Annotated in this window: 14 protein-coding genes; 4 read left to right on the top strand and 10 right to left on the bottom strand. The window is 58.6% G+C overall.

Features of this window, described 5'->3' with window-relative positions; translation table 11 throughout:
• Positions 1 to 78 precede the first annotated feature (78 nt).
• Entirely contained in the window at positions 79 to 1,476 is a 1,398-nt protein-coding gene (locus PH605_RS06775) for a family 16 glycosylhydrolase (protein ID WP_142844762.1), read from the bottom strand.
• Between the two features lie 253 nt (positions 1,477 to 1,729).
• On the opposite strand from PH605_RS06775, the gene greA reads away from it, so the two are divergent.
• Complete coding sequence (gene greA / locus PH605_RS06770; protein WP_078053359.1) at positions 1,730 to 2,212, top strand: transcription elongation factor GreA; 483 nt, start codon at positions 1,730 to 1,732, stop codon at positions 2,210 to 2,212.
• A 9-nt stretch (positions 2,213 to 2,221) separates the two neighbouring features.
• On the opposite strand, the gene PH605_RS06765 is transcribed toward greA, so the two are convergent.
• Positions 2,222 to 3,640 carry an O-antigen ligase family protein gene (locus PH605_RS06765; protein ID WP_161987824.1) on the bottom strand — a complete coding sequence of 473 codons (1,419 nt, stop codon included), beginning with the start codon at positions 3,638 to 3,640 and terminating at the stop codon, positions 2,222 to 2,224.
• A gap of 130 nt (positions 3,641 to 3,770) precedes the next feature.
• Complete coding sequence (locus tag PH605_RS06760; RefSeq protein WP_161987823.1) at positions 3,771 to 5,108, bottom strand: SGNH/GDSL hydrolase family protein; 1,338 nt, start codon at positions 5,106 to 5,108, stop codon at positions 3,771 to 3,773.
• Between the two features lie 411 nt (positions 5,109 to 5,519).
• Here PH605_RS06760 and PH605_RS06755 point away from each other — a divergent pair, with 411 nt between their 5' ends.
• The gene (locus PH605_RS06755) at positions 5,520 to 6,668 is read left to right on the top strand and encodes a glycosyltransferase family 4 protein (protein ID WP_142844758.1); all 1,149 of its coding nucleotides are present in this window, start codon (positions 5,520 to 5,522) and stop codon (positions 6,666 to 6,668) included.
• A 56-nt stretch (positions 6,669 to 6,724) separates the two neighbouring features.
• A complete protein-coding gene (locus PH605_RS06750; RefSeq protein WP_142844757.1) occupies positions 6,725 to 7,825 on the top strand; it encodes a glycosyltransferase family 4 protein in 1,101 nt (366 codons plus the stop codon).
• Positions 7,826 to 7,846: 21 nt separating this feature from the next.
• On the opposite strand, the gene PH605_RS06745 is transcribed toward PH605_RS06750, so the two are convergent.
• From PH605_RS06745 to PH605_RS06715, 7 genes are all read right to left on the bottom strand, one after another.
• Positions 7,847 to 9,046: a glycosyltransferase family 4 protein gene (locus PH605_RS06745; RefSeq protein ID WP_142844756.1), complete on the bottom strand. Its 1,200-nt coding sequence runs from the start codon at positions 9,044 to 9,046 to the stop codon at positions 7,847 to 7,849.
• Between the two features lie 56 nt (positions 9,047 to 9,102).
• Positions 9,103 to 10,674, bottom strand: coding sequence for an O-antigen ligase family protein (locus PH605_RS06740; RefSeq protein ID WP_142844755.1), 1,572 nt, complete (start codon positions 10,672 to 10,674; stop codon positions 9,103 to 9,105).
• 79 nt (positions 10,675 to 10,753) lie between these two features.
• Entirely contained in the window at positions 10,754 to 11,431 is a 678-nt protein-coding gene (locus tag PH605_RS06735) for a hypothetical protein (RefSeq protein ID WP_161987822.1), read from the bottom strand.
• On the bottom strand, positions 11,418 to 13,676 hold the full coding sequence (locus tag PH605_RS06730; protein ID WP_142844754.1) for a polysaccharide biosynthesis tyrosine autokinase: 2,259 nt from the start codon (positions 13,674 to 13,676) through the stop codon (positions 11,418 to 11,420). Before PH605_RS06730 ends, PH605_RS06735 begins: the two co-directional genes overlap by 14 nt.
• A 130-nt stretch (positions 13,677 to 13,806) precedes the next feature.
• On the bottom strand, positions 13,807 to 14,658 hold the full coding sequence (locus PH605_RS06725; protein ID WP_142844753.1) for a hypothetical protein: 852 nt from the start codon (positions 14,656 to 14,658) through the stop codon (positions 13,807 to 13,809).
• A 181-nt stretch (positions 14,659 to 14,839) separates the two neighbouring features.
• Positions 14,840 to 15,013, bottom strand: a complete 174-nt coding sequence (locus PH605_RS06720) for a hypothetical protein (RefSeq protein WP_236781172.1) — start codon at positions 15,011 to 15,013, stop codon at positions 14,840 to 14,842.
• A 124-nt stretch (positions 15,014 to 15,137) separates the two neighbouring features.
• The gene (locus PH605_RS06715) at positions 15,138 to 16,466 is read right to left on the bottom strand and encodes a hypothetical protein (protein ID WP_142844752.1); all 1,329 of its coding nucleotides are present in this window, start codon (positions 16,464 to 16,466) and stop codon (positions 15,138 to 15,140) included.
• Positions 16,467 to 16,959: 493 nt separating this feature from the next.
• Between PH605_RS06715 and PH605_RS06710 the strand changes: the two genes are divergently transcribed.
• Positions 16,960 to 18,183, top strand: a complete 1,224-nt coding sequence (locus tag PH605_RS06710; protein WP_125144886.1) for a glycosyltransferase family 4 protein — start codon at positions 16,960 to 16,962, stop codon at positions 18,181 to 18,183.
• Positions 18,184 to 18,228 lie beyond the last annotated feature (45 nt).

Genomic DNA, 18,228 nt, shown 5'->3' with positions numbered 1-18,228 from the left:
GGGCCTGAACGAGGCGTAAGCCGACAGGCTGATGTTTGAAACACCGGCAGTCCCGATGCGACTGCCGGTGTTTTTAATTCATGCTGCCCAGTCGGAGAGTGAATAGGCCCTGATATAATCGATCATCATCTGCGAGCCGTCGCTGAAATCCGCGTCCGATGGCGTTCCCGCAGTGCCGCCGACGGCAAGGTTGACGACCATATACATGGGGTCATGCATATCATCGGGCGTATCCGTCTGCGCCACGGCGACATCGTCGAAATACCAGGTTATGTGCTCGGCATCCCACAACAGGCCGTAAGTGTGGAACCCTTCGGTGCTCGGCACGCTGACATTGTTGATGACTGAGGTCTGTTCACCGGTGGCGTTGGAATGAGCGGACATGATGAGCGTATTGGGGTTCTGACCGCGCATTTCGATGACATCGAGTTCAGGCGGCCAGGAGCCGTCTTCGGGCAGGAGCCAGAAGGCAGGCCAGGCGCCCCGGTCGGTCGGCATATCGGCGCGGATTTCGAAATAACCATAGGTCTGGCTGAAGGAGGAATAGGTGTTCAGCATCCCCGAGGTATAATCATAACCTTCGACCTCGTCGGCAATCGACTGCGGGGTCTCCTCGGCGGTAATGGTCAAGACGCCGTTTTCGACGCTGAAAGGGTTGACCTCCGACGTGCCGGCATAGGCCGGGTTGATGTACCATTGCGCCTCGCCATTCGTCGTCAGCGAGCTTCCCTTTTCCGGCGCCCACCAATATTTGGCGTCCCAGGTGCCCTGATCGCCGCTGCGCAGCGACAGCGTATCGAATTCATCGGCAAAGGTCTGGGTGAGGGACGATCGGTCGAGGCTGAGTTCGAACTGGTCGGCCTGAAGGTCGTCTATGGTCGTTCCAGCAAGAACGATGGCCTCGCCATTCGAAAAATTGAGCCACAGGTCGCTGCCTTGCTGCGTGGCGCTGCCGACAAGCTGATCGAAAGAGGTGATGCCGTAGCCATTGAGCCGTATCGTGTCATTGGCGCTGAAATCCGTGATGAGATCGGTGCCGTTGCCGCTCGTGAAAACAAAGGTGTCGGCCCCGCCGCCGCCGAACAGCACGTCGTTGCCGGCCCCGCCATCGATCGTCTGGTTGCCGGACCCGCCGGTGATGATATTGTCGAGCGAATTGCCGAAGGCATAACGCCCGTCACCCGTTACCCGCAGATTCTCGAAATTGTCGGGCAGGGTGTAACTCATCCAGGTATCGATGGTGTCGATACCTTCCCCGGCATTTTCGGCGGCGCGATTGATGCTGGAATAGAGATAATAAATATCGTCGCCCGTGCCGCCCGCCATGGTCACATTGACGGAACTGTCGCCCCACATGGAATCATTGCCTGCGGTGCCGGTGAGCAGCGGGCCGGAACCCGTGGCGGAGAAAAACCCCGTGGAACTGCCGCTGTAATAGAGTGTGTCTCCAAGCGCATTCACTACTGTCCGGGCCATGAACCGTCTCCTGTCCGTTAGCGTTGGTGTCTCACTCCTCCTGCTGCACACCCTAACAGGGCAAAAAGCCTCCTGTTAGGCCGAAATATGAGGGGTATGTTCCGTTGCGGTTGCATTCAGCTGTTCGACCGGACGCGTTGTCATGACCCGCTTCCGCCTGTTACATATTCCTTTTTGAACCGGCGCAGCACGGTCTTGCGGTGCTCATGCGGGCGGTGGCAGGATTGGGTATATCGGGAATGGAGTGTCAGGATTGAGCGTAGCCTTTACCAAGGAAGACAGTGCGGAAACCGCAGCCGAAACCGTTCTGCCGGATCGGGTAATCTCGTCTCATCCCAATCTGGTAACGCAGTCCGGGCTGAAGGCGCTGGAAGAGCAGTTGCGGGCGGCGCGCGAAGCCTGCGAGGCGGCCAATGCCATTGAAGACATCAATGAAAGACGACGCATTTCCGCCAACCCGCTGCGCGATCTGCGATATTTCTCCGAGCGGGTCCGCACCGCGCAGTTGATGCCTGATCCGCCAGCGGATGGCGTCGTCGCTTTCGGCAGCCTGGTGACATTCAGCCGCGATGACGGGCGAACGCAACGGTTCCGGATCGTCGGCGAGGATGAGGCCGATCCCGCTGCGGGAACGATGTCCTATGTTTCCCCGGTTGCAAGGGTGCTGATGGGAAAAGCGGCCGGCGATCTCGTCAGTTTGGGCGGGAGGGAGATCGAGATCCTCGACGTCGCCTGAAACGTTCGGTCAGAACATAGGTGTACTTAGATCAGGCCTGTTGCCGATGAGATTTGCCTCTTCCCGGTTGCGGGCATTGTCTGCCGTTCCGAGCATCCGCATCATAGTGTTTTTTAGGAAAAGCCTGAAGTCCAGATCAATGGCGGCATAGGCAAGCGCAAGTCCCACATGGGCCATGAAGACGGGGTTGAAATTCAGCTCTTCAAATTGATAGCCGATAATGACGCCGATTGCCGAATAGGCGAAAAAGCCGATTTTCCGTTTCCGGAAAATTACATAAAAGAGCGCGAAGGCGCTCATGATGCAAAATCCCAATCCGGAAGCATAGGCGGTGGCCATAAAACCATTATGTGGCGTGCCGATCCTCGATATCTGCGCAAGTTCTTCATATCGCGCGGTAAATCCTATGCCCAAAGGATGTTGGAACATGACCTGAAAGCCGCCGGTGATCGTCTCCCACCGCTCATGCAAGTTGTTGCTGCTATTGCTGTCTTCCAGAAAACGTTTCGAAAAGGCCTGTTCCGCAAAGTCGAAAGCGCCGAGCGGCAACACGGCGGCGATGACGAGGGCACACAAGGCAAAACCGAAATAGGTGCTGAGCAGCATTTTGACCGAAAAATTCCGGACGTAGAAATAGAGTCCGATGGCAAGGACGGCAAACACCCCCGAGCGGTTAAGCGTAAGGGTAAAGCTGGCAAGATATACGAGCAGAAACACGGCAAACAGCGCCGGGCGCTTGTGGCGTTCGGCGACATAGGCCGCTGCTGATCCGGCCAGCGCGAAGGCCGGTCCAGCCGTGTTGCCAACGGGCCAGATGCCGCCTGCCTTTTCGACGCGCAAAAGCAGCGGCGTTATCTCACCTTTTGCCGCAAGCTCCAGCACGCCCGCCTCATCGAACATGAAGGACAATCCGAGGGAGGCGAGCTGGTCATGGATGACGATGTCCAGGAAAAGCAGGATCGTCACCGCTATGAAGCCCGCAAATACGCCCCAGCAGAACAGTTCGAGCAGGTTTTCCTTGAACAGCATATAGGCAAAGAACAGAAAATAGACCGCATAAAAATAGGTCATCGCCGTCGTGTAAAACTCGCCATCGCCGCGCGCATCGGCAAAGAGCGTCGTGAGAACAAACAGCACCGTCAGCGGGAGAAGATAAAACAGGATAATCGACGGCGTCAGGCAGCGAATGTAAAGCAGAGCGATGACGGGCAGCGTCATCAGCACCAGCATGTCGGTTATGTTGAGGAAACGCAGGCCAATATTGCTGGTCGCCACATTGCATTGAATGAAGAAACCAATAGCGAAAACGAATGTCGTCAGAAAGATGCCGGGAATATTGATTGTCTTTGAAGGATAAAGCGGCATTGCCAAAACAAAACCCGGTATAGCGGGCTGGCGCGATGCCGCATGATTTGCTGGTCTTTTCATCCGCGGTCTCAATCTTTTGTAAGCGGATTTCGACTGTCCACAGGACAGCGCTACCGCGTGGCAATCAATATAATATGGCGACTATTAGTGGGCTCGATGACGTCGCCGCGCAAGATATTTTATCGTTTCGTCATGAGATCAGATTGCCTTTCGGCAAATCCCCTTCGACGGCAATGATCCGCTGAATGTGAACTGGTTCATTTGAGGTGGGCGCGCTGGTACCGAATGCCGGCAGGATTCGCAGATAGAAATTATACCCCGCCGGGTTGATATCGGGGTCTATGGCGATGCCGTTGGCGATCGCCCACATCCAGCCGCTATTACCGGAGGTGTTGGCGCCTCCGAATTGCAGGGCGGAGCAAACGATTGTCCGGACTGCGCCACCGCTTTTTGCAACCAACGTGACGTAAGGCAAGCGCTGCTTCTCGTTATTTTTGTAAAGTACGGCAAAAGAAACGGTCCTGCCTATCATCGATATTGCTTCCGCGTTACGGAAATTGCGCGTAAGCCCGGCGATCTGGCTGCCATTTGGATAGAGGGCGAGGCTGCTTGCGAAGGACGAGGAGAAGATGATTTCGATGGCTTTGGTGGCGGAGCCTGGTGAAGTCATGCCCCAGCCTGTCGGAACGGAACCAGTCCAATCGGTGAAATCGCCATTGCCGATGAGATTGGCGGCAGGCAGCTTTGGCCAGCAAGGTGTCTGGAAGTTGTTATCGCGTGCCGATCCCAAATAGGAATCGAACAGGGTCCGGGCGATCAGCCGGGAGCCCGCCTCGTTCGGGTGAATATTGTCCCGATAAAGGGCGGCGTCCTTGCCCTTCGCCAGAAATGCGGCATGCGTATCCACCAGCGTGAGGTTCGGATGGGCTCGGGCCAGGTCGAGGATTGCCTGATAGACCCTGTCGTAACCCGTTCCATCCCGCCACGGGTTTTGGGTGGTGATGAGTTGCGGAGCGTTTGGCCACTGCCATTCAGTCATTCCCAGCGGTCCGAGCAGGGTGGATCGTCCGGAACTCAAAATGCCGCCGTACGCTTCGAAGGTCTGCATATTGTGGCCATGGTGCATGATGCAGAGATCGGGGCGGGGGATCTTCAGCGCTGCTGCGCGCTGTTCCGCAAGCATGTAACCCGCCATGCCGCCGGGCAGCGTCGCAAGATAGAGCGTCAGCGTCGCCTCCTTGCCGGCGCGCAGCGTGACTGGGGCTGCATAGGTTTTTGGCCCGGTGGCGGCGCTCGTCTCCCATTCCGCCCAACGGTATAACACCACCGTCGCATCGTGCAGATCGCCAAGCATCATCGCAAATTGTTGAAATGGTCCGGCTTCGGCATGGGCGGTGCTGTCGCCGTTCACGAAGATCGTGGCATGCTGGCCGGCCGCCAGACGGGCCCGCAAGGGCGAGAACGCGGTCAGGGAAAAACCGATGTCACCCATGTTTCCGGGACGTATGCCGAGCGTTAAGCCGATCATGCCACCACCTCTTCCGTTCGCGCCGTATATATGCATATGTTGTGTTCGGGCGGTGTCATCGTTCGTTCTCCTGGTCTGGCTTCAGAATAGTTCCGCCACGAGGACCGGGGAAAAATGCCGGGCGCGAAACAGAAAACAGCGCATAAAAACGAGCGTCAGGAATTTTTCTCTGATTTCGCTTGAAGTATAAAAATAGAATATTATTCTAGAATTATTGTTATTATTGAATTTTATTACGAGAAAAGGTTTAAGGCTGGTGTTTTTATCTGGCGACATGCGGTTCCACGCAGCTTTCGATGAAGATATTCACGTCGCTTTCGGGCAGGTTCGTTCTTTTTGCCGGCCGGCTGTTCATGCCCGCAATCACAGACAGGTGCATCGTCGGTCCTCTCATCCGGCAGGAGAGATGCCATGACATCTGCTCTTTTCGTCAGCCATACCGGAGAGAAGGGCGGCGCCGAACTTTTTCTGACGGACCTCGTCAAGGCGGGCCCGCACTTCTGGCGCGCCTGTTTTCTCAGTGGCGGTGCGGCCGCAGATGATCTCGTTGATGCAGGGCGGGCTCCGATCATGCTGTCTGCCGGAGAGAAAATGCTGTCGATCCGCCGCAACGCGTCCTTCGGGGCCCTGTTGCGCGGAGCGGCCGACGTGATGGCGGTTGCCTGGCAATTGAGCCGGGAGGCGAGGCACTATGATGTGATCTGCGCCAACTCGCAAAAGGCGCTTTTTGTCTGCGCCTTGGCCGCAAAGCTCAGCCGCCGGCCGCTTGTCTGGATTTTACACGATATCGTCACCGATCCGGCTTTCAGCGCCACCAATCGCCGCGCCTCGCTGGCATTTGCGCGCCTTTTCGCCAGGCTGGTGGCTGTCAATTCCGAAGAGACGGGCCGGGCTTTCATCGAGGCCGGCGGCGAGGCGGATAAGGTTCGCATCGTTTACAACGGCTTCGACCCTGCGAAAGCAAGGCTTTACGAGCCTGGCGTCGCCGCGCGGCTGCGTGCGGAACTGGGCCTTGGTCCGCAACCGCTTGTCGGCCTTTTTGGCCGGCTGAGCGAATGGAAGGGACAGCATGTGTTTCTGGACGCGATTGCGGCGATGGAGGGCGTGCAGGCGGTCATCGTCGGCGGTGCGCTTTTCGGGCAGGAGGCCTATGAAGCGCGCGTCCGCAAACAGGCGTCCCGTCTCGGTCTCGAGGGTCGCGTCCGTTTTCTCGGTTTCCGCCCGGATGTGCCGGAACTGATGGCGGCGATGGATGTGGTCGCTCATACCTCGATTGTTGCCGAGCCCTTCGGCCGTGTGGTGGTGGAGGCCATGATGTGCGGGCGTCCGGTTGTCGCCACGCGCGGCGGCGGTGTTACCGAAATCATCCGTGACGGCGAAACCGGCCTTCTCGTGCCGCCGGGGGATGCATCGGCCCTGGCAGCGGCGATCGGCTGTGTCCTGTCGCAACCTGCTCTGGCGGAAAGGCTGGCGCAAAAGGGGCGGGAGGATGTGAGCCAGCGTTTCTCGCTGGAGGAAACCTGCCGCTCCGTTTCCGCGCTGCTGAGGGAGGCGGCGTGAAGTTTCGCCCCGGCGATCGACAGGAACAGGCAATGCCGGCAGGCGGAAGGGTCAGGATGCGCATTCTCGTAAACATGCCGAGCCAATATGGTGGCAAGGCCTCTGGTGTGGCCCGCGTGACCTTCAGCCTGCTGGAGCGGCTACTGGAGCAGACGGGTGACGACTATGTTCTGCGCTCTCCCTGGACGCGGGCGCAACTGCCTGAAAACCTGCGCGACAGCCGCTTGCAGCTCATCGAGACTCCCCGGCCGCGCGTCATGGTTTTCGATGTGGTGCGTCAGGCCGCGATGCTGCCCGCGCTCTGCCGCCGGCACGGTATCGATGTACTGTTTAATGCCGATCCTTTTGGAAGTCCCCTCGGGGGCAAACGGCGTCTCACCCTTGTTCATGATCTTTATTTCAAAACCATTCCCGAACAGATCGGCTGGCGGGCGACCCTGACGACCGATTTCATCTTTAAGCTGATGATGGCCGGTTCGGATCGGGTCATCTGCGTATCCGAAGCGACGCGGAAGGATCTGGGGCGTTTCTATCCAGCCGCTGCCGATAAGAGCATCACCATTCATTCCGATAGCACGCTGAATGTCGATCCCGGGGTTTTCGACACGCTGCCGCCTGTTCCCGGACGCTACATACTGGCGGTCGGAAACGCGACGTCCAATAAGAATTTCGCTCTCCTGGGCAAAGCCTTTGCCATACTCGGTAAAAAATGGCCGGATTTGCGCATCGTGCATGTTGGCCGCGACGAGGCGGAGGAAATCGCCGGCGCGCTGGACGATCCGGAATTGAAAGCCCGGCTGATCCGGCTTTCCGGCATAGATGACCGGCAACTGGCCGAACTTTACCGTCACGCAGCCTGCCTTTGCGTCCCCTCCACCTATGAAGGCTTCTGCCTGCCGGTGCTGGAGGCGCAGCAGCTGGGATGCCCGGTCGTCTGCTCCAATCGTTCGGCAACACCGGAGATTGCCGGCGAAGGCGCCCTGACTTTCGATCCGGCGGATGCCCAGAGCCTTGTCGACACGCTTGAGCGACTTTTGGACAATCCGGAACTGGCAGAAAATCTCCGCCAGGCGGGTTATGAAAACCGCAAATTATATTCGTGGCGGAAGGCGGCGGAGAGCTACGCGCGGCTTTTCAAGCAAGGAGCCGCAGCCTGAAGAGGGACGCTGTCGTCACGGTCATGCGGTTTTGCACACATCCGCATAGAGCTTTTCATAGGCCGCGATGACCCTTTCGGGCTCAACGCCTTGGCGAATTCGCTCCCGGGTTTCAGGTGTTTCCGCAAGCATGGCGGGATTGCGCATCGCTTCTGCCATGCGTGCGGCCAGTTCGGCGGCATTGCCCGGGGCGAACAGGCGTTCCGGCCTGTCCGCGCCGATCTGTTCGGCGACACCCGCAAGATTTGAGCCGATGACGGATACGCCGCGCAAAATGGCTTCAGCGACGGTGCGGCCGAAGGCCTCCGGCCATAGGGGTGGCACGATGAGGCAATCTATGCCGGCGAAGAAACGATCGGCCTCCACATAGCCCGGAAATTCGACAGGCAGGCCGGCTGCCTTTTGCTGATAGGCCTCGATGCCATCCGGCGCGCGGCCCGCCATGACCGCTCGCCAGCCCTGCGGCGGCAAAAGCCGCAACGCTTCTATCAGCAAGTCAGCCCCTTTCGCCGCTTCGATGCGGCCCAGATAGCCGAAAACCAGCGGCTCGCCGGGCGTGCGGGGAATGCGCGGTTCTGGCGAATCGGGTGGTGAGATGGCATTCCAGATCACCGTGCGGCGGTTTTCGGGAACATGGGTAAAAAAGCCTGCCCGCACGTGGCGTTCGACGATATCGCGACCGACGCCGGCGAGAGCATCGACCGCGCATTGGCAACGCCGGTGGAGATAAGAAAAGGCACGGCATTTTTTGCTGCTGCCATCGCAGATATGCCCGTCATGAAACAGGGAGCCATTGGTGCACATGCTCGTGAAATCATGCAGGGAATGAACCAGCGGAACGCCGCGCTTGCGAATCATCGGCCAGATCAGCGGCGTCAGTTCCGATAGTGAATGGGTATTGACCACGTCCGGCCGGAAATCATCGATGACACGCGCAAGCCGGCGAACGAGCCGCGGATCCAGCTGCACAGCGATCTTGTAGTATTTTCGCTTCCATTCCGGTTGTTGCCCCCAGTCGCCGATAAAGAAGGGCGTGGTATGCCCGAGACGGTGAATGGTGAAACCGTCGCGTTGTTCCGCTGCCTGCTCTTCACGCGAGATGGCGGCCACCGCGACGGTGTGCCCCTTATCCGCAAGTCCACGCGCGAGGTCTTCCACGAATACTTCCGCGCCGCCCACCCGATCGGGAGAAAACAGCGAGGTTATTTGCAATATCCGCATGCTCAAATTCCTGCGCCTTCAAGATCACGAAACCTGTTTTGCATTCGTAAAATCCGTTATTGCAGACGAAGCGGCGTTTGTACTGTCTGGTCGGAACGGACCGGCACCGGCATTGCAGCGTCTTCCGGAAATTGTCTCCGCCGTTTGCGGCCTTCCCGCTCCATTCCCGGCGGGTTCAGACAAAGCGTGACGACCGGGGCGAGGAAAACGGCATAGGCCATGGCAAAGCCTGGAATCTGCAGTGAAAAATCAAGCGTCGAATGCAACAGGACGAGTAGCAGCGCGGCAAGGCCGAGATGAGAGGCATAACGATAATTTCTGCGTTTCAGCGCCCCGCGAATGAAAATCACCAGTTGGATGAGCACAAAAAAAGCGAGATAAAACGGGAAAGCCGTACCGAGTGTCAGCAATCCCTCCGCGTAGACGTTGTGGGCATGGGTGACGACGGCGTCCACCCCGCACCGCGCCACATGATAGGGCGCATAGACTTCCGTAAAGCTTGCAAGGCCCGACCCCTGCGGCCAATTGTCGGCGATGGCGCGGGCGATGCCCGGCATGTAGCAGAAGCGCATATCGTCTTCCAAACGCGTTTCCATGCGAAGCGCCACCCGGTTGGCGAAAAGCGCGAAGAGGGCGATGGCGATTGCGATCAGGAGCGCGGCACGACGTCTCGTCCCGCGCTGCCTACGCCGGCTGGAGGCTCCATTGCGGCCGGTTCTGGGGGGAGAGTTGAACACAATCAGCAGGATCAGGACAATCAGCGCTGCGAGGCTTGAGCCGATCCCCGCACGCGATCCCGTCAACATTAACGCGATGAAACAAAAGCCCGCGAGGACGCCAAGAAAAGCGGCCCTGCGGATGAGCTGTTTCTGCTCCGCCGGCACGGTGAGGCGATTTGCCACGAGCGCTTTTACCCTAGCCCAATCCGGAGCGAGGAGGCTTTTGTGTAATAGTGCGGCGAGCGTGAGAAGGATGAGACCGAAGAAGGTCGCGGCGGTATTGCGATTGACAAAAAGGCCGGTAAGGCTGCCGAGGTAGAAGCGCTTCTGGATGAGGCCGAGAGCTTCGGGAAAAAGCACGAATTGCACGATGGAAAACAGCGCGAGCCAGCCACCGGCGATTGCGAACCATCGCAGCGTCTTTGCCGCACGCTCGTCGCTATCGAAAAGCACAAGGCCGGCCATGAAGGCGCCGAAGGGCAGGGCGGCGCTCATGAGGCCGAGCCGGTCATCCGCCGGCGTCAGTGAGATTGTGGCGGCTGGCGCAGTCTGCATGAACATGGCGGCGGTGGACCATGCCGGATTGAGGCGCGCGATGCCGGGTATGGAGGAGGTCTGCAACAGCACCTGAACGATGAGCGCTCCCAATAAAAGGCAGGCTGCTGCGAGTACCTTACCCGCACCGGCCTTCGGTGGTCCGAACAGGAGGATCGATGGCAACAGCAGGAGATAGATCCCGGCCGTGACGACGATGCGACTTTCTATTTCCGTTGCGCCCCTATTGAGAAGCGCCAGCAGAAATATTGCCCAGAATGCGGCTATTGCGACCGGCCGGACATAGTCCCGAACCGCCACCAGTGGGGGCTGCGGGGAGGAGAGCGGTTCTGATCGGGCTTCGGTGAGCGACATATCTTTGGGCTTTGTCGGAATTGTTTGTGGTGGCTATGCCGCGAATATCGACGCGGCTCAGCCGCTTCATTATTTTAGATCATGACAGCGGCGCGGGACGTTTTGTGTCTGCCGGCGGTGGCTTTGGGCAGATTTCCGCCAGTGTCCATCGCAGGATTTCCCCCTGCCTGCCACAGACGACGGCCGTATCCGCCTCGCGGGCCGACTCGGCCTCGGGCAAGGTGTTCTTCGGAAACTGCTGCCACATCACGAAACGCCCACGGATCAGATTGGCATCGGCAGGCCCATAGAGCTGGGAGAAATTCATCAGCACGGCGACTTCCATCGGCGAGGCGTTGCGCAGCGAGCGAACCATGGCAAGACGCAGCCAGACATCGCCATTTGCGGGAAAACAAGAGAGCGAATGGCGAATAAAGGTTTCGGCAAAACCGAGACGCGTCGCGCCGGGATCGGATGCCGGATCGACGCCATTTGCATCGAGATCGGCTAGAACGAGCCTTAGTCCGGCTTTGACGATATCCGAACGGCAGATTTTTTCGCTAACGATGGGCTGGAGTTCAGGGACCGTTTCCGCAAGGAGATCTGGCGCGAGGCCATTATTGTCGTCGGCGATCCGCGCCAATGCGACAATATCGGAAAACCGCCGGCTTTGCGAAAAGGCCTGCGCCGCCACGGACAGGACAAAGATGGAAATGACGAGGACCGGTACGACCGCGAGGATTTTCCGCAGGCGCACCACACCGTCACGCCTGGTCATGGTAATATCGTGTATAGCGCGAATGATAATATTCGCTCGACCCATAGGCGCGATAAAGCTTCAGCTTTTCGGTGTCCACCTTGTTGAGGACGACGCCGAGGCACTTCTTGCGGATATGAACCTCATTCTCCACCGTGTTCCGCACTGCCCTGCGGGCGGTTTTGCCCCATTCCGTGACGAAGATGAAACCGTCGATCCGCCCCGCTATGGCGCGTGCATCGACCACCGGCCCGAGCGGGGGCAGGTCGACGATGATATAATCGAAAGCATTGCTCACTTCGGCCAGCAGCTTGTGCATTTGCGCCGAGGTCAGCAGTTCGGAGGAATGAGGGACACGCTGTTTGACCACCGTGGGCAGGAAAGCGAGCCGTGTCTTTTCGTCACGAAGCAGCACATCCTGCACGCTACGGCCTTCCAGCAATACTTCGAGTAGGCCTTCGCTCGCGTGACGCGCCATGGCGCGCGTGGCGCCGGGATTGCGAATATCGGCATCCAGCAGCAGGACCCGCGCACCCTGCCCGGCAAGCAGCTGCGCCAGATTGATGGAGATCGTGGATTTCCCTTCGCTCGGCAAGGCTGAGACGACACCGACAATCCGCGCTCCGCTTTTGGCGGGAATACCGAGATCGATGGCGAGCCTGGTGCTGCGCAGGGTTTCGGCGAAGGAGGAGAGCGGATGGTCGACCGCGTAGCGCGCAACGCTGGTGGGGCGCGTCAGGGCCGGATGGCCGCCTTCCTGATCTTCTATTATCGCCTTGTTGTTCTGGATGAGCGGGGTATTGCCGAGGAATTCCAGCCCGAGAACGTCTCGAACCTGTTCCCCGGTGCGAAAAAACCGGTCGCGGAATTCACGGAACATGGCGATGCCGCCACCGGCCGCAGCGCCCATGATCATGAACAGGGCCAAAATGAGGGGCTTGTTCGGCTTGCTCGGAATTCTGGGCGGCATAGCCTTGGAAATCACGCGCGCTTCCGTCACGGGGAAGGATTGCTGCTGCATCGCTTCCTGATATCGCTGCAGGAAGGTCTGGTACATGTTCTTGTAGGTTTCGGCCTCGCGCTGCAACTCGCGCAGCTGAACCTGTGTCTCGCTGGCGGAGTTGCTGATGTCGGTCGCCTTGGCGACACTCTCGGCAAGCGACTTTTCCCTCGCTTCAGAGACTTCCAAATCGCTTTTGTAACTTTGCGCGATACGGCTGATTTCCTGAAACATCAGCCGTCGGTATTCCTGCATTTCATTGCGCAGACGTACCGCCTGAACGTGGTTGCTGCCGAGCCTGCCGGTGATTTCCGCTTCGATCTTGGAAGCTTCGAGATATTTTTTGCGCAGGTCGTTGGCGACCGAGCTGTCGAGAATATCGGTAACGACCGCATCGACATCGTCGGTGGCGAGAATATGTTCGATGCGTTGCACCCGCGCCCTTGCCCTGGCGGTTTCCGACTGCGCCAAAATCAGAGCGCTATTGGATTCCGCCAGCTGCTGATCGGAGAGCAGGCTGTTATTGCCGGTCGAGATCAGATTATGTTCGGCGCGAAACTTCTGCACGGCCAGATCGGTTTCGAGCGCCCGCTGGCGCAGCTCGGCAATACGGTCGGACAACCAGTCGCTGGCCCGCCGCGTCGCCTCATATTTGGAATTCAGCTTGTCCAGCAGATAGGCCGAGGCCACGGCATTGACGATCTGCGCGGCGAGAACCGGCGATGTCGAATTATAGGTGAGTTCCAGCGCGTAGGTCCGGCCGATGCGCTTGACGCTGAGGCCATCCAGCAGCTGGTCCGACAGCGATCTCTTCAGGGTTCCATTATCAACCACCGCCTCTTTTTTCGCTGGCGAGAACCATTGCGAAACATTGACGAGCGAGCGGATCGTGCCGAATATCGAGCTCAGAAGCGACGCACGCGTTGCCCTGAATTCCTGATTTTCCGTGAGATTGAGACTATCGACAACGGCAAGCCCGATGGTTTCCGATTGCAGCACCTCGACCTGACTGAGAATGGAAGCCTCATCCTCTATGACTCCGCCGATTGTCGAAAGCTGTTCGACAATCTGGCTGTTATTGCGGTCGATCAGCAGCGTCGCCGTCGCAGAATAGATCGGAACGGCCGTTGCGGCAAAGGCGAGGCCGATTGCTCCGGCGACTGCCACCGCGGCAAGCACGATGCGCCACTGCCGGCGAATCATCGCAAGAACGGCGTCGATATCGATAAACTCGGACGTCAGCCCGCCTTTATCGTAGTCAGCCATCGTCAGGGGATCGTGCCTTTGCAACAACTGTCAGCCTCGCTCTTTTAGGCGGGCGCAGCGCCCGCCAAGTCACGGTTGCATCACAGAACTGGCAGCAGCCTTCCCTCAGGGAAAGGCGACAAAGCCAAACTCAAACGGGACTTGTGCTCGTCGTCGTGCTGGTGCTGCCGGTTGAAAGCGATCTGCCGCGGCCAGCCGGCGGGCTTCCGCCACCCGCCTGTGCGGTGCCGCCTGCGGCACCTGCCGTTCCCGAACCGCCGATGCTGTTGGCGCTTGCCGGCGAGGAACCGGCGCCGCCGATCGGCGAAGCCGCCGCTGCGGCCGCCGCAGGGGCGGCCGGACCGGCAGCCGTTCCTTCGATATTTTCGCTAAAGGCGATCAGCAGATCGGCGGGTACGTTGGCGCCCTTTGTCTGCAACTGGATGGCGGCTGCGAGTATCGTGTTGCCGTTCCTCATCGCGGTGGCGTGGGCGAGCGCCAGGCCTTCGCCGACGACTTCGGAGAAGGCCTTGTTGCCGACCTTCTGGGCCAGTGCGACGATGGTCGGCAACTGGCCGGAGTCCCTCAGGATGAGGCCGGAAAGCTGTTCGGAGAACTGTGCCGCGCTGGTGGAAACGGCGATGATCGGAAACCCGCTCGTCACTTTTCCGGTTACGTCGGCTGTTGCCGCATCCGTGGTGGAAGCGATGGTGACCAGATCCCTGATCATGCCCTGCGTCGGAGACTGCTTGAACAGTTCCGCTGCGGCAATGGAAACCGTGTCCGGATTGGTGGTGTTGACGCGGCTCAGAAATGCAGCGGTGGTTTCATCGGCGGCCTTGACGGGTGCGCCTGTTGCCGCGCTCTCAACGGAGGGCGCCTGCTGCGGTGTGGCCGGCGGTGCGGTTTCCACGTTCTGTGCGTTGGCAACAGCGGAAAAGAGACCCATGCTGGCAATAAACATCGCACCAACGAGCATCGAGCCGTTACGAATGCGGGGCATCCAACTCTCCAAATCTTTTAAAATACGACTTTAAATACATCCAATGCCGGGCAAGGTTACCCAACATCTAAAATTTCTTTTTAAATCGCACAGCCCAAGCAAAGGATCAAGCGCTAAAATAAACCTGCGGCGGAAACCCTCAGCTATTGTTAACGGCCGCCCTTGCCTTTCTCTGGTTTGCTCATGACACGGCGACTTTCCGTGGCGCTGTTATCAGCCGGTCACGCAGCCAGATGTTGGCCGGCCTTTCAACAAGGACGTGGAAGGTGTGGGCTATGGCGACGGTGCTGACGACGATGACGAGATAAACGAGGTTGCTCCACTCGGGCGGGAAGGTGACGCCCCTGAAGAGCATCAAGACGCTGCGACCCGGCAGCGCCCGCTTTTGCGGGGCGGAAGTTCAGTATTCAAGCAGGCTATCATGCAATAACGCGACGCGATACACACAATTTTGCGATGCGGCATTTCGTCGGCGCCATTCAGAAAACTTCTAGAACCGTAAGCTGGTCGCTGACCGAAAGCCGGTATTGCCCGCTTTCCTGCGTAATTGTCTGCTGGCTCACGGAGCCGTCATCGCGGAAACGGTGTGCGATAACGTGACTATGCTGGCCGGCCACCGAAAATGTTGCAATCCGTTCGGCGGGCGGGTTTTCGATGCGGGCCGGCCATTGCCAGCCGGAAATTCCAAGCCAGACGGGCACGAGCAAAGCACCGTCCGGTCTCACCAGATGCAGCGACAACCTTTGGGAATCGGCAGTGAGGAAATCGAGCTGTCGTTTCTCCGGTCCGGTTTGCCGTTCTGCCCTGCAGAGGGAAAGAAGGGCGCGAACGGCCTCGTAGGCTGGGGTGCGGCTCAGATCGTGGCGCAGGAGGCCGAAGGAGGATTCCGGGTTTGTCTCATCGGCGGCGAAGCTTGAAACCATTTCATAGATGTAGGACCGGCGGATACCGCTGATGAAGCACCAGAGCAGCATGCGCGGCATATAGCGCGCCTTGATGCCTTCGGTGACGGGGAAATGAAAGGTCTTGGTTTGCAGCGAGGTATGGTAGCCCATTTCCGTGGCGAGCACCGGCCTGCCGGCCGCTATATGCGCCGAAGCGGCGACGGATTTCGAGAGTGCCCCCGGACCGGTCGTTTCGGGATGCTCCATCCCGGCGTAAGCGTGGATATTGCCGTAATCGCAGGCATTTTTCAGGTCCAGCGCCAGCGCTCTGTTCGACAGGACATAACTTGGCGCCGCAACGGGCACCGCACTCAGGCGCGGAACCGAGCGGATGGCGTCGTGCAGCGCCGCCTGATGCTCCGCCGAAATACGCGGAGCATTTTGCGGGTCCTTCGTCAGGTTAGGCTCATTGCTGCCCTCGAAAATATCGATACCCGCGTCGCACCAGTCGTAAAAATCCGCCAGTCTGTCGAGCGGCGTGGAAACGTAAGGGTTTAGATTATCGTAACAGATGATGGTGAGGCGAACGCCCGCCGCCACGATCCGGCGCAGCCGCCGAAAGACGGGGCTGTCGCGACTGTCTCTCGCGGTGATCAGCCCGTCATCGCGCAGATGCCGGACGCCCAGTGCTTCGAGTTCGGGCACGATCCGCTCGAACTGTTCCGGATAGACGCCCGTGGGACGGGTGAAGTGACCGCACACCCCTACACTGTCCAGAAAGGCTTCGGTACTGGCCGAAGCAACCGTCTGCGCCCGTGCGGGAATGGCCTGCAAACCGGAGGCGGCGACTAATGCAAGCGGCGCGGCTGAAAGCAGGTTGCGCCGTGTCAGGCTGCCCATGGCGATCGGCGTTTTTCCATTCATCTGCGCCTCCTGGTGTGTCCGGAGAAAATATAAGCCGGACGTCATCACACGGACGTCGCCGTTTAAATGGCGGTGATGCCTCCCAAGGCTTCGAGATCAGAATGTCCTGGAAGTTTTCGGCATCCACAATCGCCCTGAAATTCATGTCTCTGAAATAAAACAGATATTATCAACTCGAATATTATCATCAGCTGCAATGCAACCGATTTCTTCCGATTGCCTGCACTTTAAAGTGGCTAAACCGTAACACGACACCGGTTCTTTTCGCAACACCGCATGGCTTTTGCCGCGCCGCAAAAAAAATCACTTGAAATAGCGCCGATTCCCGTGCTTTTTGAAAAGTAGATTTTGGTAATTCATATTTCAAACATTAGTTCTGCTCCGGCTCTTTTATTTTTGCAGATGTCTCACTGGTCTCCTGGAATGAGGTGAGACGAACGAGCCCGGGATGGACGCCATAGATTTTCGATGAAGGAAAACAGAGCGTATCCGCATGAGAATTCTCCATCTTAGCAGCCTTTATCCGCCGCATATCGTTGGTGGATGCGAACGCTCGGTCGAACACCTCGCCGAGGAACTCGTTTCCATGGGACATACGGTCGGCGCCGCCTGTATCGAGCGACAGGCCGAACCGAAAACCATGCGCAACGGCGTGACCGTTTACCGCATGTTCCACAACAACGATTTCTGGCTCGAGGACTGGCCGCAATATTCGCCGCAGCAGCGGCGCATGCAGAAGCTCAAGCAGCAATGGAATTTCGACGTCGAAAAGCAGTTCGAAGCCGTTCTCGACGATTTCAAACCTGACGTTCTCAACACCCACTCGCTTCTGGATGTGACGACGCTGGTTTGGCGGGCGGCGCATAAGCGCGGCATTCCAATCGTTCACACGATCTGCGAATATGATCTCCTGTGCGGCAACGCCGCCATGTTCAAGGGCGGCAAGCCCTGCGAGCACATCCATCTCGGCTGCCAGGCGGTGAATTTCACCAAGAAATTCACCCAGCGCTATATCGCGGCTGTCGCAAGCGTCGGCACGGAAATCCTCAAGACGCATGTCAATCACGGGCTTTTCCACCACATTCCGGAAAGCCTGCGCCGCGTCATCTTTTATTCCTGCACGGTTCCCGAGGGCGATCCCGTCGCCCGCCGGCAGATCGACCGCACTGGCCGGCCGCTGACCTTCGGTTATATCGGTCGTATCAATACGGAAAAAGGCGTCGGCAACATGGTCGATGCCTTCAAGGAAATCGGTCACGGCAACTGGCGCTGTCTGGTCGCCGGCCATGCGATGGACGATTCGATCGAACGCTTCACGGCTCAGGCCGGCGATCTGCCGATTGAATTCGTCGGCTGGGCGAAACCGAAGGAGTTTCTCGAAGAGATAGACGTGCTCATCGTTCCTTCCTTCTGGGCGGAGCCTTCGCCACGCACGATCTACGAGGCGTATGCCATGGGCGTGCCGGTCATCGGCGCAGCCTCCGGCGGCATTCCGGAGCTGATTGGCGAGACCAACCATGACTGGCTGTTTGAGCCAGGCAACGCCACCGACCTTGCCGCCCGTATCCGCCGGGTGCTGACGCTTTCGCGCGAGCAATTGCCGACGGAGGCCGATTTCGGAAACATCGTCGAGGAATCCACCTCACGGCGGGTCGGCGAAAATTATGTGAAACTCTATGAAGACGTGCTGGCGAAAAGCAAGGCTGCAGCCGCATGACGGGCCTGCGGATGCCACGCGCTGATCTTTCAGCCGCGGGCAGGG

Origin of the sequence: Agrobacterium sp. CFBP 3001 (genome assembly GCF_027871605.1) — a bacterium.
Lineage (GTDB): Bacteria > Pseudomonadota > Alphaproteobacteria > Rhizobiales > Rhizobiaceae > Agrobacterium > Agrobacterium leguminum.
This window is presented reverse-complemented; position numbering and strand designations above follow the sequence as displayed.